This is a genomic window from Sphingobium phenoxybenzoativorans, assembly GCF_001757355.1.
In the GTDB taxonomy this organism is placed as follows: domain Bacteria; phylum Pseudomonadota; class Alphaproteobacteria; order Sphingomonadales; family Sphingomonadaceae; genus Sphingobium; species Sphingobium phenoxybenzoativorans.
On sequence record NZ_MINO01000044.1, the window covers coordinates 1 to 25,771 of the forward strand.

Annotated in this window: 26 protein-coding genes; 10 read left to right on the forward strand and 16 right to left on the reverse strand. The window is 63.9% G+C overall.

The features are described from left to right. Positions 1-61 precede the first annotated feature (61 nt). Complete coding sequence (locus BHQ40_RS17065; RefSeq protein ID WP_070157025.1) at positions 62-391, forward strand: DUF1905 domain-containing protein; 330 nt, start codon at positions 62-64, stop codon at positions 389-391. A 12-nt stretch (positions 392-403) separates the two neighbouring features. On the opposite strand, the gene BHQ40_RS17070 is transcribed toward BHQ40_RS17065, so the two are convergent. The 7 genes from BHQ40_RS17070 to BHQ40_RS17100 form a co-directional block, all read right to left on the reverse strand. Further along, entirely contained in the window at positions 404-904 is a 501-nt protein-coding gene (locus tag BHQ40_RS17070; RefSeq protein ID WP_070157026.1) for a hypothetical protein, read from the reverse strand. Between the two features lie 29 nt (positions 905-933). After that, entirely contained in the window at positions 934-1,872 is a 939-nt protein-coding gene (locus BHQ40_RS17075; RefSeq protein ID WP_070157027.1) for a right-handed parallel beta-helix repeat-containing protein, read from the reverse strand. A 494-nt stretch (positions 1,873-2,366) separates the two neighbouring features. Next, positions 2,367-2,696 carry a hypothetical protein gene (locus tag BHQ40_RS25810; protein ID WP_139139345.1) on the reverse strand — a complete coding sequence of 110 codons (330 nt, stop codon included), beginning with the start codon at positions 2,694-2,696 and terminating at the stop codon, positions 2,367-2,369. A gap of 208 nt (positions 2,697-2,904) precedes the next feature. Continuing rightward, positions 2,905-5,505, reverse strand: coding sequence for a methionine synthase (metH, locus tag BHQ40_RS17085; RefSeq protein ID WP_070157029.1), 2,601 nt, complete (start codon positions 5,503-5,505; stop codon positions 2,905-2,907). A gap of 113 nt (positions 5,506-5,618) precedes the next feature. Then, complete coding sequence (locus BHQ40_RS17090) at positions 5,619-6,665, reverse strand: homocysteine S-methyltransferase family protein (RefSeq protein WP_070157030.1); 1,047 nt, start codon at positions 6,663-6,665, stop codon at positions 5,619-5,621. A 97-nt stretch (positions 6,666-6,762) separates the two neighbouring features. Further along, positions 6,763-7,701, reverse strand: a complete 939-nt coding sequence (gene metF, locus BHQ40_RS17095; protein WP_070157031.1) for a methylenetetrahydrofolate reductase — start codon at positions 7,699-7,701, stop codon at positions 6,763-6,765. Continuing rightward, on the reverse strand, positions 7,698-8,684 hold the full coding sequence (locus BHQ40_RS17100) for an ArsR/SmtB family transcription factor (protein ID WP_070157052.1): 987 nt from the start codon (positions 8,682-8,684) through the stop codon (positions 7,698-7,700). Before BHQ40_RS17100 ends, metF begins: the two co-directional genes overlap by 4 nt. Before the next feature lie 210 nt (positions 8,685-8,894). On the opposite strand from BHQ40_RS17100, the gene BHQ40_RS17105 reads away from it, so the two are divergent. Beyond that, complete coding sequence (locus BHQ40_RS17105) at positions 8,895-9,098, forward strand: circumsporozoite protein (RefSeq protein ID WP_070157032.1); 204 nt, start codon at positions 8,895-8,897, stop codon at positions 9,096-9,098. A gap of 81 nt (positions 9,099-9,179) precedes the next feature. Then, positions 9,180-9,410 carry a hypothetical protein gene (locus tag BHQ40_RS17110; RefSeq protein WP_253183399.1) on the forward strand — a complete coding sequence of 77 codons (231 nt, stop codon included), beginning with the start codon at positions 9,180-9,182 and terminating at the stop codon, positions 9,408-9,410. 101 nt (positions 9,411-9,511) lie between these two features. On the opposite strand, the gene BHQ40_RS17115 is transcribed toward BHQ40_RS17110, so the two are convergent. Further along, positions 9,512-9,928 carry a glycine zipper 2TM domain-containing protein gene (locus tag BHQ40_RS17115; RefSeq protein ID WP_070157034.1) on the reverse strand — a complete coding sequence of 139 codons (417 nt, stop codon included), beginning with the start codon at positions 9,926-9,928 and terminating at the stop codon, positions 9,512-9,514. Positions 9,929-10,113: 185 nt separating this feature from the next. Between BHQ40_RS17115 and BHQ40_RS17120 the strand changes: the two genes are divergently transcribed. Further along, complete coding sequence (locus BHQ40_RS17120) at positions 10,114-11,115, forward strand: esterase-like activity of phytase family protein (RefSeq protein WP_070157035.1); 1,002 nt, start codon at positions 10,114-10,116, stop codon at positions 11,113-11,115. A gap of 224 nt (positions 11,116-11,339) precedes the next feature. On the opposite strand, the gene rpmB is transcribed toward BHQ40_RS17120, so the two are convergent. Next, a complete protein-coding gene (gene rpmB / locus BHQ40_RS17125; protein WP_070157036.1) occupies positions 11,340-11,630 on the reverse strand; it encodes a 50S ribosomal protein L28 in 291 nt (96 codons plus the stop codon). A gap of 170 nt (positions 11,631-11,800) precedes the next feature. Here rpmB and BHQ40_RS17130 point away from each other — a divergent pair, with 170 nt between their 5' ends. Next, on the forward strand, positions 11,801-12,028 hold the full coding sequence (locus BHQ40_RS17130) for a hypothetical protein (RefSeq protein ID WP_070157037.1): 228 nt from the start codon (positions 11,801-11,803) through the stop codon (positions 12,026-12,028). Between the two features lie 46 nt (positions 12,029-12,074). After that, positions 12,075-12,530, forward strand: coding sequence for a nucleoside deaminase (locus tag BHQ40_RS17135; RefSeq protein WP_070157038.1), 456 nt, complete (start codon positions 12,075-12,077; stop codon positions 12,528-12,530). On the opposite strand, the gene BHQ40_RS17140 is transcribed toward BHQ40_RS17135, so the two are convergent. Next, the gene (locus BHQ40_RS17140; RefSeq protein ID WP_253183400.1) at positions 12,498-14,381 is read right to left on the reverse strand and encodes a hypothetical protein; all 1,884 of its coding nucleotides are present in this window, start codon (positions 14,379-14,381) and stop codon (positions 12,498-12,500) included. The genes BHQ40_RS17135 and BHQ40_RS17140 overlap by 33 nt on opposite strands. 67 nt (positions 14,382-14,448) lie before the next feature. On the opposite strand from BHQ40_RS17140, the gene BHQ40_RS17145 reads away from it, so the two are divergent. Continuing rightward, positions 14,449-14,874: a GtrA family protein gene (locus BHQ40_RS17145; RefSeq protein ID WP_070157040.1), complete on the forward strand. Its 426-nt coding sequence runs from the start codon at positions 14,449-14,451 to the stop codon at positions 14,872-14,874. A 7-nt stretch (positions 14,875-14,881) separates the two neighbouring features. On the opposite strand, the gene BHQ40_RS17150 is transcribed toward BHQ40_RS17145, so the two are convergent. From BHQ40_RS17150 to BHQ40_RS17170, 5 genes are all read right to left on the reverse strand, one after another. Further along, on the reverse strand, positions 14,882-15,793 hold the full coding sequence (locus tag BHQ40_RS17150; protein WP_070157041.1) for an EamA family transporter: 912 nt from the start codon (positions 15,791-15,793) through the stop codon (positions 14,882-14,884). A 226-nt stretch (positions 15,794-16,019) separates the two neighbouring features. Beyond that, a complete protein-coding gene (locus BHQ40_RS17155) occupies positions 16,020-17,090 on the reverse strand; it encodes a phosphotransferase (RefSeq protein ID WP_070157042.1) in 1,071 nt (356 codons plus the stop codon). Then, positions 17,087-18,262: an acyl-CoA dehydrogenase family protein gene (locus BHQ40_RS17160; RefSeq protein WP_070157043.1), complete on the reverse strand. Its 1,176-nt coding sequence runs from the start codon at positions 18,260-18,262 to the stop codon at positions 17,087-17,089. Before BHQ40_RS17160 ends, BHQ40_RS17155 begins: the two co-directional genes overlap by 4 nt. An 11-nt stretch (positions 18,263-18,273) precedes the next feature. Next, a complete protein-coding gene (locus BHQ40_RS17165) occupies positions 18,274-19,035 on the reverse strand; it encodes an SDR family NAD(P)-dependent oxidoreductase (RefSeq protein ID WP_070157044.1) in 762 nt (253 codons plus the stop codon). Between the two features lie 20 nt (positions 19,036-19,055). Further along, the gene (locus BHQ40_RS17170; RefSeq protein WP_070157045.1) at positions 19,056-20,255 is read right to left on the reverse strand and encodes an acetyl-CoA C-acyltransferase; all 1,200 of its coding nucleotides are present in this window, start codon (positions 20,253-20,255) and stop codon (positions 19,056-19,058) included. 92 nt (positions 20,256-20,347) lie between these two features. Between BHQ40_RS17170 and BHQ40_RS17175 the strand changes: the two genes are divergently transcribed. Further along, entirely contained in the window at positions 20,348-21,010 is a 663-nt protein-coding gene (locus BHQ40_RS17175) for a TetR/AcrR family transcriptional regulator (RefSeq protein ID WP_070157046.1), read from the forward strand. Here the strand turns inward: BHQ40_RS17175 and BHQ40_RS17180 are convergent. Beyond that, positions 21,007-22,035: a COX15/CtaA family protein gene (locus BHQ40_RS17180; RefSeq protein WP_070157047.1), complete on the reverse strand. Its 1,029-nt coding sequence runs from the start codon at positions 22,033-22,035 to the stop codon at positions 21,007-21,009. The two genes, BHQ40_RS17175 and BHQ40_RS17180, sit on opposite strands and share 4 nt — an antisense overlap. Before the next feature lie 193 nt (positions 22,036-22,228). Here BHQ40_RS17180 and BHQ40_RS17185 point away from each other — a divergent pair, with 193 nt between their 5' ends. Both BHQ40_RS17185 and BHQ40_RS17190 read left to right on the forward strand, forming a co-directional pair. Next, positions 22,229-25,117: a TonB-dependent receptor domain-containing protein gene (locus BHQ40_RS17185; RefSeq protein WP_070157048.1), complete on the forward strand. Its 2,889-nt coding sequence runs from the start codon at positions 22,229-22,231 to the stop codon at positions 25,115-25,117. 119 nt (positions 25,118-25,236) lie between these two features. Beyond that, complete coding sequence (locus BHQ40_RS17190) at positions 25,237-25,671, forward strand: protein tyrosine phosphatase family protein (RefSeq protein ID WP_070157049.1); 435 nt, start codon at positions 25,237-25,239, stop codon at positions 25,669-25,671. The last annotated feature ends 100 nt before the right edge of the window (positions 25,672-25,771 follow it).

Consider the following 25,771-nt stretch of genomic DNA (forward strand, 5'->3'; position numbering starts at 1 on the left):
TGATTATTTTACCGGGCGATGGTTTCTTTCCCCATTGCGGCGCGTGGCATAGGATATCGCCATGCCCCCCAACGACGATCCGATCGCAGATATCTCCTTTACCGCCGAGATCATTCACTGGCGCGGCCCCTCTCCCTTCTACTTCGCGGCCGTACCGGAGGAGCATGTCGGCGAGGTGCGCTATGCGGCGCGGCAGGCGAGCTATGGCTGGGGCGTGGTGCCGGTGGAGGCGGAGATTGGCGGCGTGACGTTCCGCACATCGCTGTTCCCGAAGGATGGCGGCTATCTGCTGCCGTCGAAGGTCGATGTCCGCAAGCGCGCAAAGATCGACCTGCAGGGACCGGTTCAGGTGGCGATGCGCATTTCGGCAGGCAACTCGCGGCGATCCTGAGACGGACGCCCCCTAGTCGCGGCGGCGCAGGCGTATGGTCAGGCCGCCATCGCCGGTAAGGCTGGTTTCCTGTCCCGGTTCCAGATTGAACGTCTGGGTCAGACCGACGCTCCGGGAAGCGTCCCGGCCTCCACAACCGTTGACGTCGGCAGGGCGGTCCCAGTTGACGGTCAAGCGGAACCCGCTCTTGCCGGCGCCATAGTACATCAGGCTGAGATTGACGGACAGCGAGGACCGCACGCCTGAATAGCGATTTTCCTCTGGCGCACAGTCGCCAGCGGGCGCGTCGCTTTTCTGCCTGCTGAACGTCGCGGGCACGCGCCCCGCAAGGCGCATCGGGCCGGACCATAGCTCCTGCCCGCCCGCGCGGATATCAACCTCGATCGTCGCCTTCCGGCTTAACAGCTCATCGCGTGATTCCTGAAAGATAGGCGGCGGCACGCGCACCGGAGCCGGCGGAGGCGGCGGCAGAGCCGCGGCCGGGGCGACGGCCAGAACAAGCCATGTCATCATATCATACCCGTTCGGTTGGAGGCGGCATGCTACCGCCGGTCAGTGACCTTGATCCCGCTCGCAATCCTGTTCGCGCCTATGCGCACGCGGTCGTCGGTCCAGTTGGCGACGAAGGTGCTCTGACGCGAGAGGCCGGGGACGAAGGAAGCGCTATTGTCCGCGATCACCAGGCCGGACGAGTCATGCTCCCGCCCCTCCGGCGCGACGGTGATGAAGGCGCTGTAATTTTCCTTGTCGCGGCCCTGCACCATCTCGTTTCCGCTGATCGTGCCGGATGCGCCATTGCTGAGGTCGATCATATAATTGGTCGCGCGGCCGGCGCTGTCGTCGAAGCTGTTGCCGGTGATCGTCACGCGCGGGCTGCGGGTCTTGAGATAATGGCCGCCATTGCCCGCCTCGAACCGTGAGCGGGTGACGGTGAGGCTGCCATAATTGCCGGTATAGACGCCATGCGCGCAGTCGAGATCGCGGTCGCAGCGGCCAAGACGCTGGAACGTGCTGTGGTCGATGCGGATCGCGCCATTGGCGTCGTCATGGGTGAGGATGCCCTCCTCACTGTTGCGAAAGACCGCTCCCTCCACGTCCAGATTGCCCTGCTCCAGCCGGATCCCCGCGCCATTGCCGTCCGGCACGCGCAGGCTCTGGAAGATGAGGCCATCGACATGGGCGGCGCGGCCGCGCAGGACGAGCGCGGCCTTGCCCTCGCAGATCGCGCCGTCGAAAATGACCGTGCGGGGCTGTGCGGCGCGATAGGCGATGTCTCCGCCCTCCTGCACTGCGCATTGACGGTAGGTGCCGGGCGCGATGACGATGGTCCCCGCGCCGTCGCCGATCGAGGAAACGGCGGAGGCCAGCGACGCGAAGCTGCGGCCGGTTTCCGCGACGGTGAAGGCGGTGCCTCCCCCCTGCGCGGTCGCGGTGGCGGCGATGGCGGCGGTGAGCAGCAGGGCGATGGGCAGGATACGCATGAAGGCGCACTTAACCCATGGGACGTGAAAGCGCGATGAGCGGAAGTGGTTAACTCGCGACCGTGGATTGCAGGGCGCGCCTGTTGGAAAGGACCTCCTACACCGACCCTGAAAATCCAACGAAGTTGCGGAAGTTGCGGGTTGTGAGATGTTTTAGCCGGATTTTGCGTGGAAAGTCGCATGGTGGTCGCACAAAAGTCCCATGTAGGTCGCATGTGAGTCCCACGTACGTCTCTCCTGCGTCGCACTTGAGTCCCACCTACGTCCCATGTGCGTCTCACTTGAGTCCCATATACGTCGCACTTACGTCCCATGTGCGTCCTATGCACGTCGCAGTCGGGGGACATATGCGGCATGGGCGGGATCAGCGCTTTGGCGTGGCGCGCGGTGGGTGCGGACTTCTGTTCCATGTGCGGTAGTAGAGCATGGACGCCCGGATGTAGGACAGGAATTTGGCTTTGGCCGTTTGTCCGGAAGCGACCATTTGTTGCCCTTCAGCGTTGCGGATCGAGCACTCTCAGGATCGTGCCGGTAGCCACCAGCTTGAGTCCTTCTTGAATACGCCACTCACGCCCTTTGCGAATTTCGGATGCAACTGCAGGGGATACCCACAGAGTTATTGTTTTTTGGATTGTATCACCGGGCGCAACCCGCTCGCCTTCCGCTAACTCTATGAAACCCATACACATGTCGCTGTCGTCGGGGCCGAAGAAATTATGGTTAGGCCGATAGCTGCCGCCACCCAGCAGCGGTGAACTTCGGCCACCTTCTTCCGTCGATAAAAAATGGATGCGTGCTTCTACAAGGAACTGATCGGTTTCCATTGCGACACTTTGCAATCGTTCGGTTGGCGGCGCAACGAATGTCCGCACCCCACCCATATCGTCATCCCCGCGGACGCGGGGACCCAACGCGCCTTCGGCCTGCAAGGCGTGGGAGGGGAGATGGGTTCCCGCTTTCGCGGGAATGACGGGTTATAAAATGGGGCGATGCTCACTCCACCCGATCCCCATGAATATCGGCCGGAAAAGCTCAATCCAGATTCGGCCGCAGATAGCGCTCCGCCGTTTCCAGATCGATCCCGCGCCGCGCGGCATAATCCTCCAACTGGTCGCGGCCGACGCGGGCGACGCCGAAATATTCCGCCTGCGGGTGACCGAAATAGAAGCCGCTGACCGCCGCCGTCGGCAGCATCGCGAAGCTTTCCGTGAGCGTGATGCCGGTCTTGTGATGCGCGTCCAGCATTTTGAACAGTATCGGTTTCAGGCTGTGTTCGGGGCAGGCGGGATAGCCGGGCGCGGGGCGGATGCCGCGATATTGTTCCTTGATCAGCGCCTCATTGGTGAGTTGCTCACCCTCCGCATAGCCCCAGAGCGCGGTGCGGACATAATGGTGGAGCCGCTCGGCAAAGGCTTCTGCCAGGCGGTCGGCCAACGCTTTCAGCAGGATGTCGGAATAATCGTCAATGGCATTTTTGAAGCGGGCGAGGTGCGGTTCGATGCCGTGGATGCCGACCGCGAAGCCGCCGATCCAGTCGCCGTCATGGCTGATGAAGTCGGCCAGGCACATATTGGCGCGCCCCTCGCGCTTCTGGATCTGTTGGCGCAGCATCGGCAGGCGGACATGATTTTCATCCTCCACATGGACGATGATGTCGTCGCCCTCGCGCCGGCAGGGCCAGAGACCAGCGACGCCGCGCGCCGTCAGCCAGTTTTCCGCGATCACCTTGTCCAGCATCGCCTGCGCATCGTTGAACAGGCTGGTGGCGCTTTCGCCCACAACCTCATCGCTGAGGATCGCGGGATAATTGCCCGCCAGCTCCCAGGCGCGGAAGAAGGGCGTCCAGTCGATATAGTCGCGCAGGTCCTTCAAGTCCCAGTTGGGGAAGCTGTGGACGCCGGGCAGGCGCGGGCGCGGGGCCTTCAGGCTTTCGTCAATCTCGAAGGCGTTGGCGCGGGCGTCTTCGATACTGACGAGTTCGCTCTGCCCCTTGTTGGCGCGGGCGATGCGGACATGCTCATAATCGTCCTTGGTCTTTGTAACGAAATCGGCCTTCTGCGCTTCGCTGAGCAGCGCGGTGGCGACGCCGACGGCGCGGCTGGCGTCCAGCACATGCACGACCGGGCCGGTGAAGGCGGGATCGATGCGCAGGGCGGTGTGGACGCGCGATGTCGTGGCACCGCCGATGAGCAGCGGCATCGTCATTTCCGCGCGCTGCATTTCCTGCGCCACCGTCACCATCTCGTCCAGCGAGGGGGTGATGAGGCCGGACAGGCCGATCATGTCGGCGTCATTCTCATTCGCGGCCTTGATGATGTCCTGCCAGGGGACCATGACGCCCAGGTCGATGACTTCGAACCCGTTGCACTGGAGCACGACGCCGACGATGTTCTTGCCGATGTCATGGACGTCGCCCTTGACGGTCGCCATGATGATCTTGCCCTTGCCCTTTGCGCCGGGTTCCTTCGCGGCCTCGATGAAGGGCAGCAGGTGGGCGACGGCCTTCTTCATGACGCGGGCGGATTTCACCACTTGCGGCAGGAACATCTTGCCGGAGCCGAACAGGTCGCCGACGACATTCATGCCGTCCATCAGCGGGCCTTCGATCACCTCGATCGGCTTGTCGGCGGACAGGCGGGCTTCCTCCGTATCCTCGACGACATACATGTCGATGCCCTTGACCAGCGCATGTTCCAGCCGCTTGGTCACGGTCCAGCCGCGCCATTCCTCCGCCGCCTTTTCCGCCGCCGCGTCCGTGCCGCGATATTTCTCCGCGATGGTAACGAGACGCTCGCCCGCCTCCGGGTCGCGGTTCAGCAGCACATCCTCGCACGCGGTGCGCAGTTCCGGGTCGATCGAGTCGTAGACGTCGAGCTGCCCGGCATTGACGATCGCCATGTCGAGCCCGGCGGGAATGGCGTGGTAGAGGAATACCGAGTGCATCGCCCGGCGCACCGGCTCATTACCGCGAAAGGAGAAGCTGAAGTTGGACAGGCCGCCGGAAATATGGACGTGCGGGCAGCGCGCCTTGATCTCCCGGCACGCCTCGATGAAGTCGACGCCGTAATTATTATGCTCCTCGATCCCCGTCGCGACCGCGAAGATATTGGGGTCGAAGATGATGTCCTCCGGCGGGAAGCCGATGCCCATCAGGAGATTATAGGCGCGCTCGCAAATCTCGACCTTGCGCGCCTGCGTGTCGGCCTGCCCCACCTCGTCGAAGGCCATGACGACCACGGCGGCACCATAGGCCATGACGCGGCGGGCGTGATAGAGAAACGCCTCCTCGCCTTCCTTCATGCTGATCGAATTGACGATCGGCTTGCCGGACACGCATTTCAGGCCCGCCTCGATCACCGACCATTTGGAGCTGTCGATCATCACCGGCACGCGGCTGATATCCGGTTCCGCCGTCATCAGCTTGAGAAAGGTGGTCATCGCCGCCTCTGCGTCTAGCAGGCCCTCGTCCATATTGACGTCGACGATCTGCGCGCCATTCTCCACCTGCTCGCGGGCGATGTCGATCGCCGCGGCATAATCGCCCGCCATGATCAGCTTCTTGAACTTCGCCGATCCGGTGACGTTGGTGCGCTCGCCGATATTGACGAAATTGGCGGTGGTGTTGGTGGTCATCTTCTTTTCTCACTCCCCTCCCGCTTGCGGGAGGGGTCGGGGGAGGGTCTGTCTGTTCGAGCGGGAGCGCACAGGCCCTCCCCTAACCCCTCCCGCAAGCGGGAGGGGGATAGTCACGCCGCTATATGCATTGGTTCCAGGCCCGCAAGCCGCGTCACGACCGGCAGCTCCGGCACGGCGCGCGGCTTGTGACCCGCAAGCGCCTTCGCCACCGCGCCGATATGCGCGGGCGTCGTGCCGCAGCAGCCGCCGACCATGTTGACCAGCCCCTCATCCACCCACTGGCCGATCAGCTTCGCGGTGGTTTCGGGCAATTCGTCATACTGGCCGAGTTCGTTCGGCAGTCCGGCATTGGGGTAAGCGAGGATCAGCGTGTCCGCATTCTTCGCCAGCTCGCCGAGATAGGGACGCAGCAGGTCGGCGCCGAAGGCGCAATTGACGCCGATGGTCAGCGGCTTCAGGTGCCGCAGCGAATACCAGAAGGCGTTGACCGTGTGGCCCGACAGATTGCGGCCGGACATGTCGGTGATGGTGAAGGACAGCATCAGCGGCACGGAGCGGCCCGACGCTTCCTCCGCCTCCCGCGCGGCCATGCCCGCCGCCTTGGCGTTCAGCGTGTCGAAGCAGGTCTCGACGAGGAGGAAATCCACACCGCCTTCGATCAGCGCCTCGCACTGTTCGCGATACTGGTCCTTCAGCGTGTCGTAGTCGACCTCGCGATAGGCCGGGTCGTTCACATCGGGGGAGATGGACAACGTCTTGTTCGTCGGACCGATGGAGCCAGCGACGAAGCGCGGCCGGCCGTCCTTCGCGGTGGCGGCGTCGCAGCATTTCCGCGCGATCTTCGCGGCGGCGACGTTCAATTCCTTCACCAGATGCTCGCAGCCATAATCGGCCATGGCGATGCCGGTGGAGCTGAAGGTGTTGGTTTCGATCATGTCCGCGCCCGCGTCGAGATAGGCGGTGTGGATCGCCTCCACGATGTCCGGCCGGGTCAGGCAGAGCAGGTCGTTATTGCCCTTCTGGTCTTTCTCAAGGTCCAGGTCGCCACGATAGTCGGCTTCACTCAACCCATATTTCTGGATCGACGTGCCGTAGCCGCCGTCGAAGATCATGATCTTCTCTGCGGCGATTTTGCGGAATTGGTCTTCAGCGGTCATTCTTGAAACCCCGTTCGGGCTGAGCTTGTCGAAGCCCTGCCCTTTCTCAAAAAGAAGTACAGTCCTTCGACAAGCTCAGGACGAACGGAAACAGTCTTTATGCCAGTGCTTCGACCGCCACCCTCGGCCGCAGCCCAAGCAGGTGGCAGATCGCGTAGCTGAGTTCCGCGCGGTTGAGCGTGTAGAAGTGGAATTCCCGCACGCCGCCGGCATAAAGCTTGCGGCACAGTTCCGCCGTCAGCGTCGCGGCGACGAGCTGACGCGCGCCGGGATGGTCGTCCAGCCCTTCGAACAGGCGGCCCATCCAGGAGGGCACCTCCGTATTGCACATCGCCGCCATGCGCAGGGTGCTGGCGAAGTTGGACACGGGCATGATGCCCGGCACGATTTCCGCATCGATCCCCGCCGCGGCGGCCTTGTCGCGAAAACGGAAGAAAGCTTCGGGCGTGAAGAAGAACTGGGTGATGGCGCGGGTCGCCCCGGCGTCGATCTTCCGCTTCAGATTGTCGATGTCGCTCTGCGCGCTTTCCGCATCCGGATGGGTTTCGGGATAGGCGGCGACGGAAATCTCGAACGGGTGCAGGCGGGTCAGCCCCTCCACCAGTTCAGCCGCGCCGGTATAGCCCTGCGGGTGCGGCACGAATTTCGTGCCCGCCTCCGGCGGATCGCCGCGCAAGGCGACGATATGACGGACACCGGCTTGCCAATAGGCGTCGGCGACCTCGGCAATCTCATCCTTGCTGGCGGCGACGCAGGTCAGGTGTGCGGCGGCGGCAAGGTCCGTTTCCTTCGCGATGCGCGCGACGGTGTTATGCGTCCGCTCCCGCGTCGATCCGCCCGCACCATAGGTGACGGACACGAAGCGCGGACCAAGCGGGCTGAGCGTCTGAATGCTGTTCCACAGCGTCTCCTCCATCTTCTCCGTCTTGGGCGGGAAAAATTCGAAGCTGACCTGCGCATCGCCGGACAGATCGGCGAACAACGGCGCATCCAGCGCCCGCCGGGCTTCCTCAAGCTGGGAGAGGGAGAAATTCATGCGCCAAGTCTTCCTTCAATCTGGCGTCCATCCATTGAGAGGACGCGGCCGCCGCGGCGGCGGCCAAGCCATAATGTCACGGTGAGTTCCCCGCCGGGCAATGTCTGGGCGCGTTCCAGGTCGAGACCGGCGGCATCGAACCATCCGCCCATCTGATCGTCGGAGAAGCCAAGCCGGGCGTGCTGGTCGCGCACGCGCAGCTCCTCCCGCTCATGCGGCGCGAAGTCCGCGATCAACAGGCGGCCGTCCGCGTCGAGCACGCGCGCAGCCTCCGCGATCACCGCCTCCGGGGCCTGCGCATAATGCAGGACCTGATGCAGGATCACCGTGTCCACGCTGTGGCCGCCAAGCGGAAGCGCCATGAAATCGCCCATGATCAGCGCATATTTCTCCGCGCCCTCATGCGGCAGTTTGGCGCGGGCGAGACGGAGCATTTCGGGGCTGCGGTCGATGGCCGTCACTTGGTCGGCGTCCCCGCCGAAAAGCTGAATCATGCGGCCGGTGCCGGTGCCGATGTCGAGCAGGCGGCCGATATTCTCACCGGCCAGCAGCGCCTGCATCGCCGCCTCCACCTCCGCCTCCGCGATGTGGAGCGACCGGATCGCATCCCACTCCCCGGCATGTTCGGCAAAATATTCCTCGGCGGCGTGCGCGCGGTCATTGCGGACGGCGGCCAGGCGGGCAAGGTCCGCCTTCTGCCAGAGCGCCTCGCTTTCCGAAGGGGTCACGCGGTCGAACAGGTCCAGGAAGGGCGCGACCGGCCCCTTGCGGTCGATACGCAGGAAAACCCAGTTCCCTTCCTTGCGCTTTTCGATAAAGCCCGCCTCGACCAGAATGCGGACATGGCGGGACACGCGCGGCTGGCTCTGCCCCACGACCTGCGCAATCTCCCCCACGGCAAGCTCCATGGCGCGCAGCAGGTGCACGATGCGCAGCCGCGTCGGATCACCAAGCGCGCGGAATATGTCCAGGATCGGAGCCATGCAATTCATATAAAGATTTCTTTATATACGTCAATCGCAAAGACTTTCAAATGCCCGGCAAGTCTAAGATGGTTAACACTATCCCAAGCGTTATGATTGTCATTGCCTTACCTCAGTCAAAGCATTAGGAATGGAAGTGGCAGGCTTGACGGGGGTGAGCTGTTCTCCAAAGCATGCCTGCACAGGTTTTTCTTCTAGAGGGGTTTGCCCATGTCCAAGTCTATTGCTCTTTCGCTCGTTCTCGCCACGTCGCTCGGTCTGGCCGCCTGCTCGGGTGCCGCCGAAAACGCCGCCAACGCTGCGGCCAACGCCGCTGAGAGCGCATCGAATGCTGCAGACAACGCCATGGAAGCGGCTTCGAACGCCGCCGACAACGCCGCGAACGCCGCTTCGAACGCCGCAAACGCGATGTAATCTTCGGCTTTTGCCGAACGGGATTTGGGGGTCGTCCGGTTTGCCGGGCGGCCCCTTTCTCTTTTCAGGGAGTGTGAGACGATGAGCCCAGGACGTTTGAACACAGGACGTGTATTGGCATCTGGCCTTGCCGGCCTCTGCCTGATCGCCGGACTTGCCGCCTGCGGCCAGGGCGAGGAAGGTGTGGGCGGCGTATCGGCCGACGAAGCGAGCGCGCTCAACAATGCGGCGGAGATGCTGGACAATCGCGGCGCGCCGCAAGCCTTTGATGAAGACGCGGAGAATGGCGCCAACGCCTTTGACGTCGACTAGCGGGACGGGGACTGGCGAGACGGGAACTGGCGAAAACGGGACTGACGAAAAGGGCCGGATCTTTCGAACCGGCCCCTTGCGATTTTCATATCAGGACGATCTTAGCAGCGGCTGTTGCCGCGATCGATCGCGCGTCCGGCCAGAGCGCCTACGCCCGCGCCGACGATGGTTCCGGCGGTGCGGTCGCCACGGCGGCCGACAACTTCATTACCGAGCAGACCACCGGCGATGGCGCCGATGATCGTGCCGCCCGTGCCATTGTCGCGGCAGCGATAACCGCTGCGGTAATAGCGATCACCGCGATAGTAACGGTCGCCGCGATAGCCGCGATCGCCCCGGTAATAATTGTCGCCGCGATAATAGTTGCGGCCACCATAATAGCCACGACCGCCATAATAATCGCCACGGTCATAGCCGCGATGATGATCGCGCGCCGCTGCAGGGGTCGCGGTCGCCGCGAAGGATGCAATGCCCATCGCGAGCGCTGCGCCCATATTGATCAACATAGACTTCTTCATGGCGTTGCTCCTTGCCAATATCTTTTCGAACGGACCGTCGGGAATGAAGTTCCTTTCGAATGTGCCCCTTATGACCGAGTCGCGTTGAGCGGATGCTGAATGGGCATGTCAGCGGCCGTTCAGTTATTTTCCGTTCATAAAAAGCGCGTGGAGTTGCCCGCGCAAATCGCCTATCCGCCGCACCCATGCGCCGCATCCTGCTGATCCTCGCGATTTTCGCGGCCCTGCTGCCGCAGAGGCACACGGCGAAGGACGATCCGGTGAAGGCGGGGCCGCTGCTGGTGACCGCCGAACCGCTGCTCCTGAACGACGATGATCCGGCGCAGAAGGCGGTGGGACCGCTGCGCTGGCTGGGCAGTTGGGACATTCGCAGCAAGCAATCGGATTTCGGCAGCATTTCCGCCATGCTGGTGCAGCCCGACGGATCGATCCTGGGCCTGAGCGATTCGGGCACGCTGATGGGATTCCGGGTCGACGCCGCCGGGCGCACTGACGGGGGACGACCGTTCATCGCCCCGCTGCCGATCCAGCCGGAGGAACGGGACTGGCCGACATGGCGCTGGGATTCCGAATCGATGGTGCATGACCCGGCGACGGATCGTTACTGGGTCGGCTTTGAGCTGCAGAACCGCATCTGCCGCTATTCCCCCGGCTTCGCCCGCGTGGAAAGCTGTGTCTTCTGGCCGGAGATGGCGGACTGGCCCAAGACCGGAGGGCCGGAGGCGATGGCGCGGCTGGCCGATGGACGCTTCCTGGTCTTTTCGGAGAAGGCGGAAGGGTTGGACGGCGGCAAGGACCTGCTGCTGTTCGACGGCGATCCCGCCGAGCCGGACACGCCCCACCCCGTGCGGATGACGTACCGGCCGCCGCAGGGCTATATGCCGACCGACGCGCTGCCGCTGGGCGGAAACCGGCTGCTGGTGCTCAACCGGCGGGTGACGATGCATGAGGGGTTCACCGGCTCCATCGCGCTGGTCGAGATGCCGGAGTTGAAGGCGGGCGCAGTGCTGACCGGCAGGCAGATCGCCCGGCTGGCTCCGCCGGTCATCTCGGACAATTATGAGGCGCTGGCGCTGTCCTATGAAAAGGGGCAGCCGGTGCTGTGGGTAATGTCCGACGACAACTACCAGTTCTTTCAGCGGACCTTGCTGATCAAATTCGCGCTGCCGCCGGAATGGATGCGTTAGGGCGAACGTCGGTTAGTCAGAACTACCCCGCCTCCGTTCGGGCTGAGCTTGTCGAAGCCTTCCAACGAGCGCAGCGAAGTGACCTCCCTATCGGTCGGTCGAACCCCCTTCGACTTCGCTCAGGGCGAACGGTTCAGATTTCATTGTGCTGCTTCAACATTGTAGCAGACAAGAAAAAAGCGGCCCGAACAGGCCGCTTCCTTCGATCAGACTGGAACGCGCGCTCAGGCGGCGGTTGCCAGCTTCTTCTTGATGTCGCGCTTCAGACGGCGGGCCTTCAGCGAAAGCTGATCGTCGCCGGTCTTGAGCAGCCAGTTGTCCAGACCGCCGACATGCTCGACCGAACGCAGGCCGTGGGTCGAAACCCGCAGCTTCACGCCCTGCTCCAGAGCCTCAGAGATCAGCGTGACATTCTGCAGGTTCGGCAGGAACACGCGCTTCGTCTTGTTGTTCGCGTGGGAAACATTGTGTCCCACCTGACGGCCCTTGCCGGTCAGCTCGCAAATGCGCGACATAAAAGATCAGCCTTGTAGTTCGGGTTTATCCGGAAAGCGGCGCGGATAGCGAGAATCGCCCGGCGCGTCAACCCGCCAACATGCGCGCGCCGGGGAAGATCGGTGCGCTAACGCAACCATCTGCTCCGGCCGGGCGTTTGCTTCTCCGATATGGTTTACAGGAGGTCAAGATGGTTCGATTTCTCGGCGGTCTTTTGCTGATAGGTCTGATATTGGTCGGCACGGCGTTCGCCTTCGGCCTGGTCAAAGTGCAGCAGACGCAGACAGCCACGACACCCAAAATCGCCGTCCAGCCGGGCACTTTGCCCGAATATAAGGCCGATGTGGTCAAGGTGAAGGTCGGCACCAAGGACGAGACGGTGAAAGTGCCCACGGTCGACGTCGAAAAGCCGGAATAGCGGCCCGCTTGTCGCGGGGGCGCTTGCGCGGGTAAGGCGTTGGGCCATGCCCGCCTTTCCCCTGCCCGATCCCATGCGCCGCGCGCTGGACCTCGCCCGCGCGGCGGAGGCGGCCGGAGAGGTGCCGATCGGCGCGGTCGTGGTGAAGGATGGGCGAATCATCGGCGAAGGCGAGAATCGCAACCGGCGCGACAATGACCCCACCGCCCATGCGGAGATGGTGGCGATTCGCGCCGCCGCCGCTGCGCTGGGCGATTTCCGGCTGACCGGTTGCGACCTGTGGGTGACGCTGGAGCCATGCCCGATGTGCGCGGGGGCGATTTCCCACGCGCGGATAGAGCGGCTCTATTATGGCGCGGCGGACCCGAAGGGCGGGGCGGTCGAACATGGTTCCCGCATCTTCGCCCAGCCGGAATGCCTGCACCGGCCCGAACATTATGGCGATATCGGCGCGGAGGAGTCTGCCGGACTATTGCGCGGCTTTTTCGCCGCCCGGCGCTGAATAATCGATCCGGTACAGGGTATAGGGCAGCGTCAGGCCGGTGCGCAAATGCACCGGAGACAGCCATGACGGGACCTTGCCCCGCATGAGCTGGGCATAGAGGCCGTTGGGGCTGCGCGCCTGATAGACCGTACCCTCCGGGAAATGGGGGCAGATCAGCAGATAGGCGGCATTATGCCGCTGCGCGATCGGGCGGAAGGCGTCCGGCGATCCGTCAAAGGCGTGATGGATGTCGAGTATGGCCGCGGCGTTGCGGTGATAGGGACCGGCAAGGGCGCTGTGATGCGTCGTCGCCAGCAGGCGCGGCCCCAGATCGACCATCGTGAAGATCACCGCCGGGGGAAGCTGGTCCAGCACCTCCAGCGCAGGCAGGGTGCGGCAACGGCCATTCGCTTTCCTGATCGCCTCCCGCCGCAGCTTCACCATCGGCCGGGTCCCGGCGACTTTCTCCTCCATGATGTCCGCGATCAGCATGTTGGCGCGCGGATAGAGCGGATAGGCGAGCAGCACTGCGGCCACCAGGACGGCGGCGGCGATCCCTGCGGCTCTTGCGAACCGCTTGCCCTCCCGGATGGCCATCAGCGCCACATAGGCGGCCCATGCCACCGCCGGGATGGCGAGGAGCTGCGCGGCGGGGCCGGCGCGCAACTGCCAGAACAGCAGGCCGAAAGCGACCAGGGTCATGATGGATATCGCTGCCCAGGCCCACAGCCTCTCCCTGTCCCGCCGGGCGGACCAGCAGCCAAAGGCGGAGGCGGCAATGGCGATCAGCGGCAGCGCGAGCAGCGGCACGGCGACGTTGCGCGCCTGCGCAGTGATCGGCTTTGCCTCGCGGATGTTGGCGAGCCAGAGCTTCTCCAGTTCCGGGGAGAGTTGGTAGGCTCCGGTCAGGCATTGCGGCCAGTTGAGCCAGGCAAACAATGCCACCGCGCCACCGACCACGACGCCAGCGCCCAGCCGCGCGGGCCAGGAACGCAGGGGCAGAAGCGTCAGCAGCAGCATGCCACCGGCCGCCATGCCCAGAATCCCGACCCAGATGGGCGACAGGGCGTCGCACATCGGTTGCCGGTTCGCATAGCTGGCAAAGACCAGAAAGCAGAAGGCGCTGCCGCCGCCCAGGCTGAGCGCATAGGGGCGCATCCGCTCCGCCGCGCCCTCGTCAAACACCCAGCGCAGGGCAATCAGCGCCCCTGCCGCCGCGAGATAGACGATCATCTCCATGCCGATCGCGATGGAAAGCGCGCTGGCGACCCCAGCAATCACCCCGCCGCGCCGCCGTTGCGGATCGAGCAGCCCGGCGATCATCGTCACGGTCAGGGCGAGTTGCCAGCCATGATGATCGATGCGCAGGGGCATGAACATGCCCAGCCCCATCTGCGCCGCCAGCGGGGCGAGAGCGGCGATGATCCAGGCGTTGCCGGGCGCGAGCCGCCGGGCGATGAAGCCAAGGCTGAGCATCAGCAGCAGGAGCGGAAGCAAGGGCGCGATGGCGCAGGCCAGCCGGTCGGCCATGCCCGTGCCGACGAAAGGCCGGAAAAACAGCATCAGCCCGGCGATCGGCAGGTCGACGATACGGGACCAGTGAATGTTCGCGCCGCCCGGCGGGTCCAGCCGGTATTGGCGCAGGTCGAACCAGCCCTGTCCCGCCAGCCAGTCCTTCACCTGCACATAGCGGATATTATCGTCCGTATCGCCCAGTGCGAACCATTCGATCGAGGGCCAACGTATCTTCAGGAAATAGACAACCAGCCCGACCCACAGCGCGAAGGTCGTCCATTTCCAATTGTCGCGAACCCAGTCAGCCAGATCCGCCACGGCAGGCGCGATGCGCGCGCGGAGCGTTGCCAACATCTTCTTGCCGCTTTCCAATGTCATCTGCGCGGATTAGACCAGCCGTGGCAAAGCGCAACGGGAACAAATGAAAATCATGGACGGCCTGCGGGCACCCTCCGCCCGGCACCGGGCGCTGTTCTGGCAGATTGTGCGGTATGGCGTAACCGGCGTGGCCGTGACGGCGGTGCAGGCGGTAATATACTGGATATTGGCGACCCATGCCGACTTCCATGTGCAGACGGCCAATCTGTGCGGCTATCTGGTGGCGGTTTGCGTCGGTTATCTGCTGCATGGGCAGTTCACCTTTCGCGGGCATGGCGGCCGCGACCGGCCCGCCGCGCGGGGTTTCCGCTTTGTCACGGTGTCGCTGGTCAGCCTGGGGCTGAACGCGGTCTGGGTGTGGCTGTGCGTGACGGTGGCGGGATGGCCCACATGGTCGCCGATCCCCGCCATGTTCTTCGTCACGCCCGCCATCGTGTTCGTGCTGAACCGGCAATGGGTGTTCCGCTGACGCCCGGTCAGGCGGCGGCTGCCTTATCCAGTTGATCCGGGGTTGCCCGCGCGTCGCGCCGGGCGGTCATCGTCACACCGGCGGACGCCAGGATGATGGTGCAGATCGCGACCCATTGCATCAGCGACAGCCTCTCACCGATCAGCAACAGCCCCATCAGCGCACCGACGGCGGGTTCGGCGCTGACCAGGATGCCGAACAATTGCGCGCGCAGGCGGCTGAGCGAGAACATCTCCAGCGAATAGGGCAAAGCGCTCGACAGGATCGCCACGCCCAGCGCAGGTCCCCAGATGGCGGGCCGGGCGAATGCGTCTATCCCCGCATGGGCGATGCCGATGGGCATGACCACCACCGCGCCGACGATGGTGCCAAGCGCCGCCGCCTGCACGCCATGTTCCGCCGCCGCCCGCTTGCCAGCGACGATGTAGATCGCCCAGCCGACGCCAGCGGCGAGCGCCAGGAACGCGCCGTGCGGATCGATTGCCGTCGATGTCTTGCGAAGCGGCAGCAGCAGAGCGAGGCCCGCAACCGCCAGCACGATCCAGAGAAAATCTATGCGGCGGCGGGAGGACAGGATGGCGACGGCGAGCGGCCCGGTAAATTCTATCGCGATGGCGATGCCCAGAGGAATGGTCTTTAGCGAGGAATAGAAGCAGAGGTTCATCAGCCCCATGGCGACGCCATAGACAAGCACCGGCCGCCAGTTGCGCGCCGTCAACCGCACCCGCCACACCCGCAGCAGGACGGCGAGGATCACTGCCCCCAGAGAGAGGCGCAGCGCCGTCGTCCCCTCCGCCCCCACGAGCGGGAACAGTAATTTCGCGAGCGATGCGCCGCCGGTCAGCGACACCATGGACAGGAACAGAGCGCCCACGGGGACGAGTGGGTTGGAGGCAGGCTGACCGGTTGCGGAAGGCATGGGGAAATCTTTGCTGGTATGACGCGGAATAGCGTCAGACCAAGCTTTAAGGTCTTTTCCATTCAAACAGAACCAGACTTTGTTCAGTTCAGACCGAGCAGTGCTCCTGCGAAAGCAGGAGTCCAGTTCAAACGGCGGGACTGGGCTCCTGCTTTCGCAGGAGCACGCTGGATATATGGCTAATCCTTGCTGTCCAAAGATATTCCGCCCAGCGGGGAACAGCCGGTCAGGCCCCTGCCCGCTCCGCCTGTTTCCAGGCCAGTTCCATCAGTTCGGGAAGCACCTTCACCCGCTCCTGCGCTTGGGCGGAGGAGGCTGTGCCACGGATGACGCGGCCCTTTATGCCGTGGAAGATGGCGGCGATGCGGAAGAAGTTGAACGCCATGTAGAAGTCGTAACCCGGCATGGAAGTACGGCCAGTGCGCGCGCAATAGGCTGCGAGATATTCCTCCTCACCGGGAATGCCGAGCGCCGCGATATCGGCCCCCGCAAGGCCGGCCACAATATGCGGCGGCATGCGGTACATCATCGCATTATAGGCGAAATCCGCGCCCGGATGGCCCAGCGTCGACAATTCCCAGTCGAGCACGGCAAGCACCTTCGGCTCGGTGGGATGGAAGATCATATTGTCGATGCGGAAATCGCCATGGGTGACGCTGGTCGCATCGTCATCGGCCGGGATATTTTCCGGCAGCCATGCGATCAGCCGGTCCATATTGGGGTCGCGCCCGGCGTCGGCATCCTCCAGATACTGCTTCGACCAGCGGCCGATCTGCCGCTCGAAATAATTGCCGGGGCGGCCATAATCGCCAAGACCGACGGCTTCGTAATCAACCATGTGAAGCTCGGCCATCGTCGCGTTCATCGCGTCGAAGATGGCCGCCCGCTCGGCATTGGAAACGCCCGGCACCGTGGCGTCCCAGAAGATGCGGCCCTCCACCATGTCCATGACATAGAACCAGGTGCCGATGACGCTGTCGTCGGTGCACAGGCCGTGGACATGGGCGACGGGGAAATCCGCCTTCGCAAGACCCGTCAGCACCTTCGCCTCGCGCTCGACGGCGTGTGCACCCTTCAGCAACTGGCCCGGCGGCTTGCGGCGCAGGACATAGGATTTGCCCGGCGTCACCAACTTGTAGGTCGGGTTGGACTGGCCGCCCTTGAACTGCTCGACGGTCAGCGGACCGGCATAGCCCGCCACATTGGCCGCCATCCACGCCGCCAGCGCCGCCTCGTCAAAGGCATAGCCTTCGCGGACGGGCGTGGTTCCCACATTCGCGTCGGCGGTTCCGCTCACGCCGGATTGGCCTTCAGGAAGTCACGCTTCACCTTCTTGGCGAGGCTCCATTTATGCACTTCGGTCGGGCCGTCATAGATGCGGAAGGCGCGGATCTCCCGGAACACCTGCTCGACGATGGTGTCGCCCGAAACGCCGGTGCCGCCCATGATCTGCACGCAGCGGTCGGCGATGCGCATCAGCGCCTCCGATACGGCGACCTTCGCCATCGAGCTTTCCGCCGTGCCCAGCGATCCGCTGTCCAATACGCTTGCGCACCAGTCGATCATCAGTTCGCTTTGCTGAATGTCGATCAGATTCTCCGCCAGCATGAAGCCGACGCCCTCATGATCGACGAGCAGCTTGCCGAACGCCTGCCGCTTGCAGGCATAGGCGGTGGCGATCTCGTTCGCGCGGATGCACGCGCCCAGCCAGCGCATGCAATGCGACAGGCGCGCGGGCGACAGGCGGACCTGCGCATATTGGAAACCCTCGCCGCTCTGGCCCAGCATCTGATCGGCGGGCACGCGCAGATTGTCGATGGTGATGACGGAATGGCCGCCGGGCATGGAGCTGTCGATGGTGTCGAGCACCCGGTCGATGCGGATCGCGGGATCGGGCAGGTCGACCAGGAACATGCAGGCGCCATCCGCCGACTTCGCCATGACGATGCCGACCTTCGCGCCGTCCGCGCCGGTGATGAACGCCTTGCGCCCGTTGATCACCCAGTGATTGCCGTCCTGGACGCAAGTCGTCTGCATCATCGACGGATCGGAACCAGCGCCGCCCTCCGCCGCCGGCTCGGTCATGAAGAAGGCGGAGCGTGCCTCGCCCGCTACCATCTTCTTCAGAAAACGATCCTTGAGCTCCGGCGACCCGACCTTGCCCAACAGGTACATATTGCCCTCGTCCGGGGCCATGGTGTTGCACGCCAATGGTCCCAGCGGCGACAGGCCGGACTTGATGAGGACCTTGGCGGTCTCGCGCTGCGACAGATGCGACCCGTCAGGCAAAATATGCGGGGTGAGGACGCCAGCTTCACGCGCCTTGACGCGCAGCGCCTGCACGAAATCGTCGCTGGGGCCGTGGCTGCTGCGCGGCGCGCCCTGTTCTAGCGGGATCACTACATCCCGCACAAAACGCTCTACGCTGGCCGCTATCTCAGCCGTTCGTTCAGCACCCACTCCGACCATAACGATCTTCCCTATCTGGGGGCCATGCGAATCGCCCCGTCCAGTCGGATCGTTTCACCATTCAGCATCGGATTGGCGATGATGCTTTCTACTAGTTTTGCATATTCTTCCGGCCTGCCCAGGCGGCTGGGATGCGGAACCTGCGTGCCCAGACTGTCCTGCGCCGCCTGCGGCAGACCCATCAGCATGGGGGTGAGGAAAATGCCCGGCGCAATGGTCATGACGCGGATCTTGTGCTGCGCCAGATCGCGCGCGACGGGCAGGGTCATGCCGACCACGCCGCCCTTTGACGAGGCATAGGCGGCCTGCCCGATCTGCCCGTCATAGGCGGCGACGCTGGCGGTGTTGACGATGACGCCCCGCTCCTCGCCTATCGCATCGGCAGCGGCCAGACGCGCAGCAAAGCGCGAAATCATCAGGAAAGTGCCGATCAGGTTGATCTCTATCGCCCGGCGATACTGGTCCATCGGATGCGGCGCATTCTCCTTGCCGACGGTCTTGATCGCCGGGGCGACGCCCGCGCAGTTGACGAGGATGCGCGCCACGCCATGCAGCGCCTCCGCCGCGTCCAGCGCAGCGGTGACGCTCGCCTCGTCAGAGACGTTCGCCTTGACGAATATCCCGCCGATCGCCCTGGCGTGCGCTTCGCCCGCTTCTTCGTTGAGGTCGAAGATCGCAACCTTCGCGCCGCCTTCGGCCAGCAGCTTCGCCGTCGCGCCGCCAAGGCCCGAAGCGCCGCCAGTCACGATGGCGGCCAAACCCTTCAATTCCATATCATCCTCCCTTTGTTCGATCAGGCCAGTTCGAGCGCGACAGCCGTCGCCTCTCCGCCGCCAATGCACAGGCTGGCCACGCCCTTCCTGCCCCCGCGATGCTCCAGCGCCGCCAGCAAGGTCGCGATGATCCGCGCGCCGGACGCGCCGATGGGGTGGCCCAGCGCGGTCGCGCCGCCATGCACATTGATCCTGTCATCGGGAATGGCGAGGTCCTTGGCCGCGATCATCGCGACGACGGCGAACGCCTCATTGACCTCAAACAGATCGACATCCGCCACGTCCCACCCCGCCTTGTCCAGCACCTTGCGGATGGCGGGGACTGGCGCGGTGGTGAACAGTGCAGGGGCGTGGGCATGCGCGGCGGTCGCCACGACGCGCGCCACGACCGGCAGGCCGTGCTTCCTCGCCACGCTTTCCCGCGTCATCAGCAGCGCAGCCGCGCCATCGGAGATGGACGAGGCGTTGGCGGCGGTGATCGTGCCGTCCTTCACGAAGGCGGGCTTGAGCGCGGGAATTTTCTCCGGCTTCGCCTTGCCCGGCTGTTCGTCGGTATCGATCACGGTGTCGCCGCCGCGCCCCGGCACAGTGACCGGCGTCACTTCCTTGGCAAACGCGCCGCTGGCAATGGCCGCATTGGCGCGCTCCAGCGAGCGGATGGCATAGGCGTCCTGCATCTCCCGCGTGAATTGATAGTCGCGGGCAGTGTCCTCCGCGAACACGCCCATCGCCTTGCCCGGCTCATAGGCGTCCTCCAACCCGTCCATCATCATCGTGTCGATGATCCGGTCATGGCCGATCCGCGCGCCGGAGCGATGCTTGGGCAGCGCATAGGGGGCGTTGGTCATGCTTTCCATGCCGCCGGCGATCACGACATCCGCCGTACCCGCCAGCAACGCCTCCTGCGCCATGATCGCCGCCTGCATGCCCGATCCGCACATCTTGTTGACAGTGGTCGCCTCAACCGACTGCGGCAGGCCAGCGCCCAGCGCAACCTGACGCGCGGGCGCCTGGCCAAGCCCGGCGGGCAGCACGCAGCCCATATAGATACGGTCGATGGCGTCGGGCGATATGCCCGCCCGCTCCACAGCCGCCTTGACCGCCACCGCGCCCAGGTCCGTCGCCTTCACCCCCGCAAGCGCGCCCTGAAAGCCGCCCATCGGCGTACGGGCATAGCTGACGATGACGACGGGATCTGCGGCGGGGGAAGCGGTGGACATGATGATCTCCTGACCTGGCGGCGGGACTCGTGCAGCCAATATCTACTGACGAGTAGATTGCATATTGATCGGTAGAATGTCAATGTAGGGCGATGACCAGTCCGACCGTCGCCACCGCCGCATATGAACGCGCCTCCCCCTTTCGCAGCAAGGCGGAACGTGCGCATGATCGCGGCCAGAAAAGGGAGGCGGTGCTGCGCGCGGCAGTGCGGATGTTCAACGCGCGCGGCTTCCACGCCACATCCCTGGATGATGTCGCCGCCAGCCTGCACATCAGCAAGCCGACCATCTATTATTATCTGGGCAACAAGGATCAGGTCCTGCTGGAATGCGTAACGCGCGGCCTGGGCGAACTGGCGGAGGCGGCGGAACGGGTCCGGGAAACGCCGGGCACGGGGCTGGAGCGGCTGCGCGCCTTCCTGTTCCTCTACGCCAAGGTGAATATGGACGATTTCGGGCGGTGCGTGGTGCGGACCGGCGACGAATGCCTGGTGCCCAAAAATGCCGAGCGCTTTAGGATGTTGAAGCGCCGCATCGATGGCGCGATGCGCGCCCTGATCGAGGAGGGGATGGCCGATGGATCCATCGCGCCGGGCGATGTGAAGCTGATCGCCTTCACGCTGGCGGGGGCGCTGAACTGGCCGGCCCGCTGGCATGATCCGGCCGGACCGGAGACGCCCAACCAGATCGCGGAGAAAATGGTCGGGATATTGACCGCCGGACTCGCCCCCCGGCCTGCGGAACGGCCGGTTTAGGCTTCCCGCGCGCCAATCCTGTGCATGGCCCAGGTGGCGCTGATCACCACCAGCGCGCCCACCGCCTGATGCAGCGCCGCCAGCGGCAGCGAAATGCCGCTGATGACCGTCGCGATGCCAAGCAGGATTTGCGTGCCCAGCGCGGCGTTTACGGCGATGGACGGCCCGCGCCCGCCCATTCGCTTCGCCCGGCGCGCCAGCAGGATCAGCGCGACCGCCGCTACCCACGCCCACCAGCGATGAATGAAATGGACCAGATAGGGATCACTGCTGACTGTGGCCCAGAGCGAACCGGCCCATGTCACGCCCTCCGGCACGAAATGGTCGTTCATCAGCGGCCAGGTGTTGGAGACATAGCCCGCATCAAGACCCGCCGTGAAAGCGCCGAACAGCAATTGCGCTGTCAGGATCAGCGCAACGGCCAGCGAAAAGCCGGTAAGGCGCGCGGGGCGCGACGCAGGGTTGGCGGCCAGGGCGCGCAAGTCCAGGGCGGTCCACACAAGCCCGGCAATGATGAACAGCGCCGTCAGCAGATGAACTGCCAGCCGGTAATGGCTGACATCGGTCCGGTTGACGAGGCCGGACGCCACCATCCACCAGCCGATCACACCCTGCAATCCGCCCAACATAAGGAGAGCGACCAGCCGCCCGCCATATCCCTTCGGAATGGCGCGCCGCCATGCGAACCATGCCAGCGGCAGCGCGAAGGCAAGGCCTATGATCCGCCCCAACAGCCGGTGCGCCCATTCCCAGAAGAAGATGAACTGGAACGCCGACAGGCTCATGCCCCGGTTGATCTCCTTATATTCCGGGATCTGCTGATATTTGTGGAAGGCGTCGAGCCACTGTTCATGCGTCAGCGGCGGGATCGCGCCCGTCACCGGTTTCCATTCGGTGATCGACAGGCCGGATTCCGTGAGGCGCGTAACGCCGCCGACAACCAGCATGGCGAATACCAGCGCGGCCACGGCGAGAAGCCAGGCGGACATGGCCCGTGGCCGGGCGGTGGAAGGAAGGACGGACATCCGCGCCTATTGCGCCGAGCCGCGCGCACATTCAAGCCGGACCAAATGCCCCAGGCCGTAGCGGCATGTTGTTGCACCGCAGCAACAGGTGCCCGCAATTGCGATAACTTGAGGCCAGTTCGGCCCATTAACCAATTGTACGCCCGCTACAAAGGCGTAACAATCCAGACATAATAGGCTCTGGGAGGTCATTATGTCATTGAAATCATTGCTTCTTGGCGGCGTAGTTCTGTCCACGCTCATCTTTGCGGAAAATGCCGCTAATGCGCAAACCGCTGCAGCCGATGAATCGGAGGCCATCATCGTCACCGGATCGCGCATCCGGCAGGATCCGCTGAGCCAAAGCTCGCCAGTCGTGACCGTAGACCAGAGCGCGCTGCAGCGCACCGGGCTTTCCGCCGTCGCCGACGTGCTGCAACGGCTGCCCAGCGCCAGCGGCGGCCTGAACAGCAAGGTCAACAACAGCGGCAATATCGGCAACCCGCCCGATGGCGGCGGCGTCGGCGCGGGTTCGGCGGAAATCGAGCTGCGTTATCTGGGCGCGAAGCGGACGCTCGTGCTGGTCGATGGCGTACGCTACGTCAACGGCTCCTCGGCGAGCGGCATTCCGTCGACGGTCGACCTGAATACGATCCCGGCGAACATGATAGAGCGCATCGAGGTGCTGCAGTCCGGCCAGTCGCCGCTTTACGGCTCCGACGCGCTCGCCGGCGTCGTCAACATCATCACCAAGTCCAGCCAGAAGGGCCTGCAGGCGTCCGCACAGTTCGGCACATTCCGCGCGGGTGACGGGCACACACAGGATTATCAGCTCAGCTATGGCTTTGGCGGCCCGACGACGAGCGTTGTCATCGGTGGCAGTTACGTGAAACAAAATGCAGTACGTACACGCGACCGCGCTCTTTCCGCCTTCCCCAACCCGGGCCAGACAAGCTGCAGCAATGGCGGCGGCGGATGCTCCAGCGCAACGCTGAACGGATTTATCGATCTCGGCGCGGATGTGAACGGTGATGGCGAAGGCGATGTCCTGACCGTCAAGTCGCCCGTCCTGACAGGCGCGGCCCCCCGCTACAACCCAGCCGACCCGTTCGGCGCGACAAGCGATTTCAAGTCGTTGACAACAGAGGATCGCTTCAATTTCGCACCCTATAATTACTTCCTGACGCCATCCGAACGCTACGGCATGTTCATCAGTGCCAAACAAGAACTGAGCGACAGCGTCAATTTCCGGGTGAAAGCGGTTTACAACCGACGCAATTCACAGAATCAAGCGGCCTTCCTGCCGCTGTTCATCGGACCGGATGCGGGCAACGGCAACCTGCTCGACACGATTTCGATCGACGCGACCAACCCCTACAATCCGTTTGGTTTCACGCTCTCGTCGGGCGCGGATGGTTCGGACCCCACCTATCTGAGCGTGCGGCGCCGCCTGATCGAGGCTGGCCAACGAACTTATACGCAGCGGGTGGATACGCTATCGGTGACCGCCGGCTTTGATGGGTCGTTCGATATCGGCGACCATAAATGGTATTGGGATACGACGGCCGTCATCGGCTTTAACGACGCCCATCAACTCTTCACCGGCAACATAAACGCGGCCCGGTTGCAGCAGGCCCTCGGCCCTGTCGCGGATTGCGTCGCGCCGTGCGTGCCCTTCAACATCTTCGGCGGCGCAGGATCGGTCACGCCCGAAATGCTGGCCTTTGTCGGCTTCGACGAAAAGGACAAGAGCAGCCAGTCGCTTCAGGACTACACTGTCAATCTGAGCGGCGACCTGTTCGATCTTCCCGCCGGCCCTGTCGGCGTCGCCATCGGTTACGAACATCGCTACCAGCGCGGCACATTTGATCCTGATCCTGTGATCGTCGCCGGTCTGGGCGCGGACATCCCCGCGCAGCCCGCCCGAGGCAAGTATAATTCGGACGAAGTCTATGCCGAAGTCCGCGTTCCGCTGCTGAAGGACACGCCCTTCTTCCACTCGCTCGATCTGGACGGCGCGGTCCGACACTCGAACTACTCGACCTCGGGCAGCAACACCTCGCTCACAGGCAGCGTGCTGTGGAAACCGTTTGAGGACCTGCTGCTGCGCGGTTCCTATGCGGAAGGGTTCCGCGCTCCCAGCATCGGCGAACTGTTCGGAGCCGCCTCCCGCAGCGATGCCCCGATCAACGACCCCTGCACCAACGTACCGGGATCGCCGTTCGCCACAGATGCGACCGTACGCGCAAACTGCGTAGCGAACGGTGTGCCCGCAAACGGCAGTTATAACGAACCGACGGGTGGCCAGCTTGGTGTCCTGACGGGCGGCAACCCCGACCTCAAACCCGAAACGTCAAAGACCTATTTATTCGGCGGCGTGTATAGCCCGAGTTGGGCACGGGAATCCGGTTTTGCCAGCCAACTCAATCTGGAAGTAAATTATTACGACATCACCGTGAGCAACGCGATCGCCAACATTGCGCCGCAGGCCACGCTTTCCCGCTGCGCGCTGCTTGCCGATGCTCTGAGTTGCGCGTCGGTTATCCGCACCCAGAGCGGCCTGATTTCGCGTATCAACGGCGTCTTGCAGAATATCGGCAGCATCAAGACCCGCGGCATCGACGTGGCCTTCAATTACCGGACACGGGAAACCTCAGTCGGCAGCTTCGGCCTGTCGGTCAACGGCAACTTCTTGTTGAAATATACCGAGACGTTCCCAAGCGCGACCGGCTTCGCGACGACGGACTATCGCGGGACGACCCGGGGTTTCCCCGATCAGTCCTATCCCAAATTCAAGGGCAATGCGGTCATCGACTGGTCGATGGAAAGCATCACGGCTTCTTTCACCGGACGCTATATCTCCGCCGTCGACGAGACGGGCGATTTCGATGGCGAACGGCTGGCCAGCCGCTTCTATGGCGATGTTCAGTTGATCTTCACGCCCGGATGGCTTGACCGCAAGACTTCGCTGACCATCGGCGTGAACAATGTTTTCAACCAGGGGCCGCCGCCATGCTTCTCGTGCACGGGCGCCAACTTCGATTCTACGACTTACGACGTGCCTGGCCAGTTCGGGTATCTTCGCCTGTCCTACAAGATGTAGGCGTTCGTGCTGCGGCGTCCTCCACGGGGACGCCGTTGCCGGAATATGAGCAACAGGTTAGACAGCCCAGGCGATCACACATCGCCTGGGCTTTCCTTTTTCTTGCCAAGGATGACATCATGTTCCGTCAGGTTACCGACACTTTCTTCGTCTCTCCCCAGATCACGGTCGAGGATGTGGCCGAGGCGAAGGCGTTGGGCGCGGTGATGGTGATCAATAACCGGCCGGAAGGCGAGGAAGCGGGCCAGACCCCGGCGGCCGACATAGAGGCGGCGGCGCGCGCGGCGGGCCTGGACTATGCGGAGGTGCCGGTGACCCATGCCGGTTTTTCCCCCTGGCAACTGGACGGCATGGCGGAAGCGCTGGCGAAGGCGGGCGATGGCAAGGTGCTCGCCTATTGCCGTTCGGGCACGCGCAGCACGTTATTGTGGGCGCTGACCCAGGCCCGCGCGGGCGGCGATCCCGACGCACTGGCGGCAAAGGCGGCGGGGGCGGGATATGACCTTTCCCCCATCCGCCAGATCATGGATGCGCTGGCCGCCGAGGGCAAATAAGCTTCGGCCAGCCCGGCTTGCGCGGCGCGATACCGCGGATGCAGGAATAACAACCGGCTTTCGCGCGGCAGACGCTTGAGGCGGGCGGCCCGCGCACCTA

Bases quoted from the DNA above. Each gene is read 5' to 3' on its own strand.
- BHQ40_RS17180 (WP_070157047.1), bottom strand. From the start codon at position 22,035: ATGTCCGTCCTTCCTTCCACCGCCCGGCCACGGGCCATGTCCGCCTGG.
- BHQ40_RS17150 (WP_070157041.1), bottom strand. From the start codon at position 15,793: ATGCCTTCCGCAACCGGTCAGCCTGCCTCCAACCCACTCGTCCCCGTG.
- BHQ40_RS17110 (WP_253183399.1), top strand. From the start codon at position 9,180: ATGAGCCCAGGACGTTTGAACACAGGACGTGTATTGGCATCTGGCCTT.
- BHQ40_RS17105 (WP_070157032.1), top strand. From the start codon at position 8,895: ATGTCCAAGTCTATTGCTCTTTCGCTCGTTCTCGCCACGTCGCTCGGT.
- BHQ40_RS17170 (WP_070157045.1), bottom strand. From the start codon at position 20,255: ATGTCCACCGCTTCCCCCGCCGCAGATCCCGTCGTCATCGTCAGCTAT.
- BHQ40_RS17175 (WP_070157046.1), top strand. From the start codon at position 20,348: ATGACCAGTCCGACCGTCGCCACCGCCGCATATGAACGCGCCTCCCCC.
- BHQ40_RS17130 (WP_070157037.1), top strand. From the start codon at position 11,801: ATGGTTCGATTTCTCGGCGGTCTTTTGCTGATAGGTCTGATATTGGTC.
- metF (WP_070157031.1), bottom strand. From the start codon at position 7,701: ATGAATTTCTCCCTCTCCCAGCTTGAGGAAGCCCGGCGGGCGCTGGAT.
- BHQ40_RS17090 (WP_070157030.1), bottom strand. From the start codon at position 6,665: ATGACCGCTGAAGACCAATTCCGCAAAATCGCCGCAGAGAAGATCATG.
- BHQ40_RS17140 (WP_253183400.1), bottom strand. From the start codon at position 14,381: ATGTTGGCAACGCTCCGCGCGCGCATCGCGCCTGCCGTGGCGGATCTG.
- BHQ40_RS17135 (WP_070157038.1), top strand. From the start codon at position 12,075: ATGCCCGCCTTTCCCCTGCCCGATCCCATGCGCCGCGCGCTGGACCTC.
- BHQ40_RS17185 (WP_070157048.1), top strand. From the start codon at position 22,229: ATGTCATTGAAATCATTGCTTCTTGGCGGCGTAGTTCTGTCCACGCTC.
- rpmB (WP_070157036.1), bottom strand. From the start codon at position 11,630: ATGTCGCGCATTTGCGAGCTGACCGGCAAGGGCCGTCAGGTGGGACAC.
- BHQ40_RS17100 (WP_070157052.1), bottom strand. From the start codon at position 8,684: ATGGCTCCGATCCTGGACATATTCCGCGCGCTTGGTGATCCGACGCGG.
- BHQ40_RS17065 (WP_070157025.1), top strand. From the start codon at position 62: ATGCCCCCCAACGACGATCCGATCGCAGATATCTCCTTTACCGCCGAG.
- BHQ40_RS17160 (WP_070157043.1), bottom strand. From the start codon at position 18,262: ATGGTCGGAGTGGGTGCTGAACGAACGGCTGAGATAGCGGCCAGCGTA.
- metH (WP_070157029.1), bottom strand. From the start codon at position 5,505: ATGACCACCAACACCACCGCCAATTTCGTCAATATCGGCGAGCGCACC.
- BHQ40_RS17165 (WP_070157044.1), bottom strand. From the start codon at position 19,035: ATGGAATTGAAGGGTTTGGCCGCCATCGTGACTGGCGGCGCTTCGGGC.
- BHQ40_RS17145 (WP_070157040.1), top strand. From the start codon at position 14,449: ATGAAAATCATGGACGGCCTGCGGGCACCCTCCGCCCGGCACCGGGCG.
- BHQ40_RS17070 (WP_070157026.1), bottom strand. From the start codon at position 904: ATGATGACATGGCTTGTTCTGGCCGTCGCCCCGGCCGCGGCTCTGCCG.
- BHQ40_RS17120 (WP_070157035.1), top strand. From the start codon at position 10,114: ATGCGCCGCATCCTGCTGATCCTCGCGATTTTCGCGGCCCTGCTGCCG.
- BHQ40_RS25810 (WP_139139345.1), bottom strand. From the start codon at position 2,696: ATGGAAACCGATCAGTTCCTTGTAGAAGCACGCATCCATTTTTTATCG.
- BHQ40_RS17075 (WP_070157027.1), bottom strand. From the start codon at position 1,872: ATGCGTATCCTGCCCATCGCCCTGCTGCTCACCGCCGCCATCGCCGCC.
- BHQ40_RS17115 (WP_070157034.1), bottom strand. From the start codon at position 9,928: ATGAAGAAGTCTATGTTGATCAATATGGGCGCAGCGCTCGCGATGGGC.
- BHQ40_RS17190 (WP_070157049.1), top strand. From the start codon at position 25,237: ATGTTCCGTCAGGTTACCGACACTTTCTTCGTCTCTCCCCAGATCACG.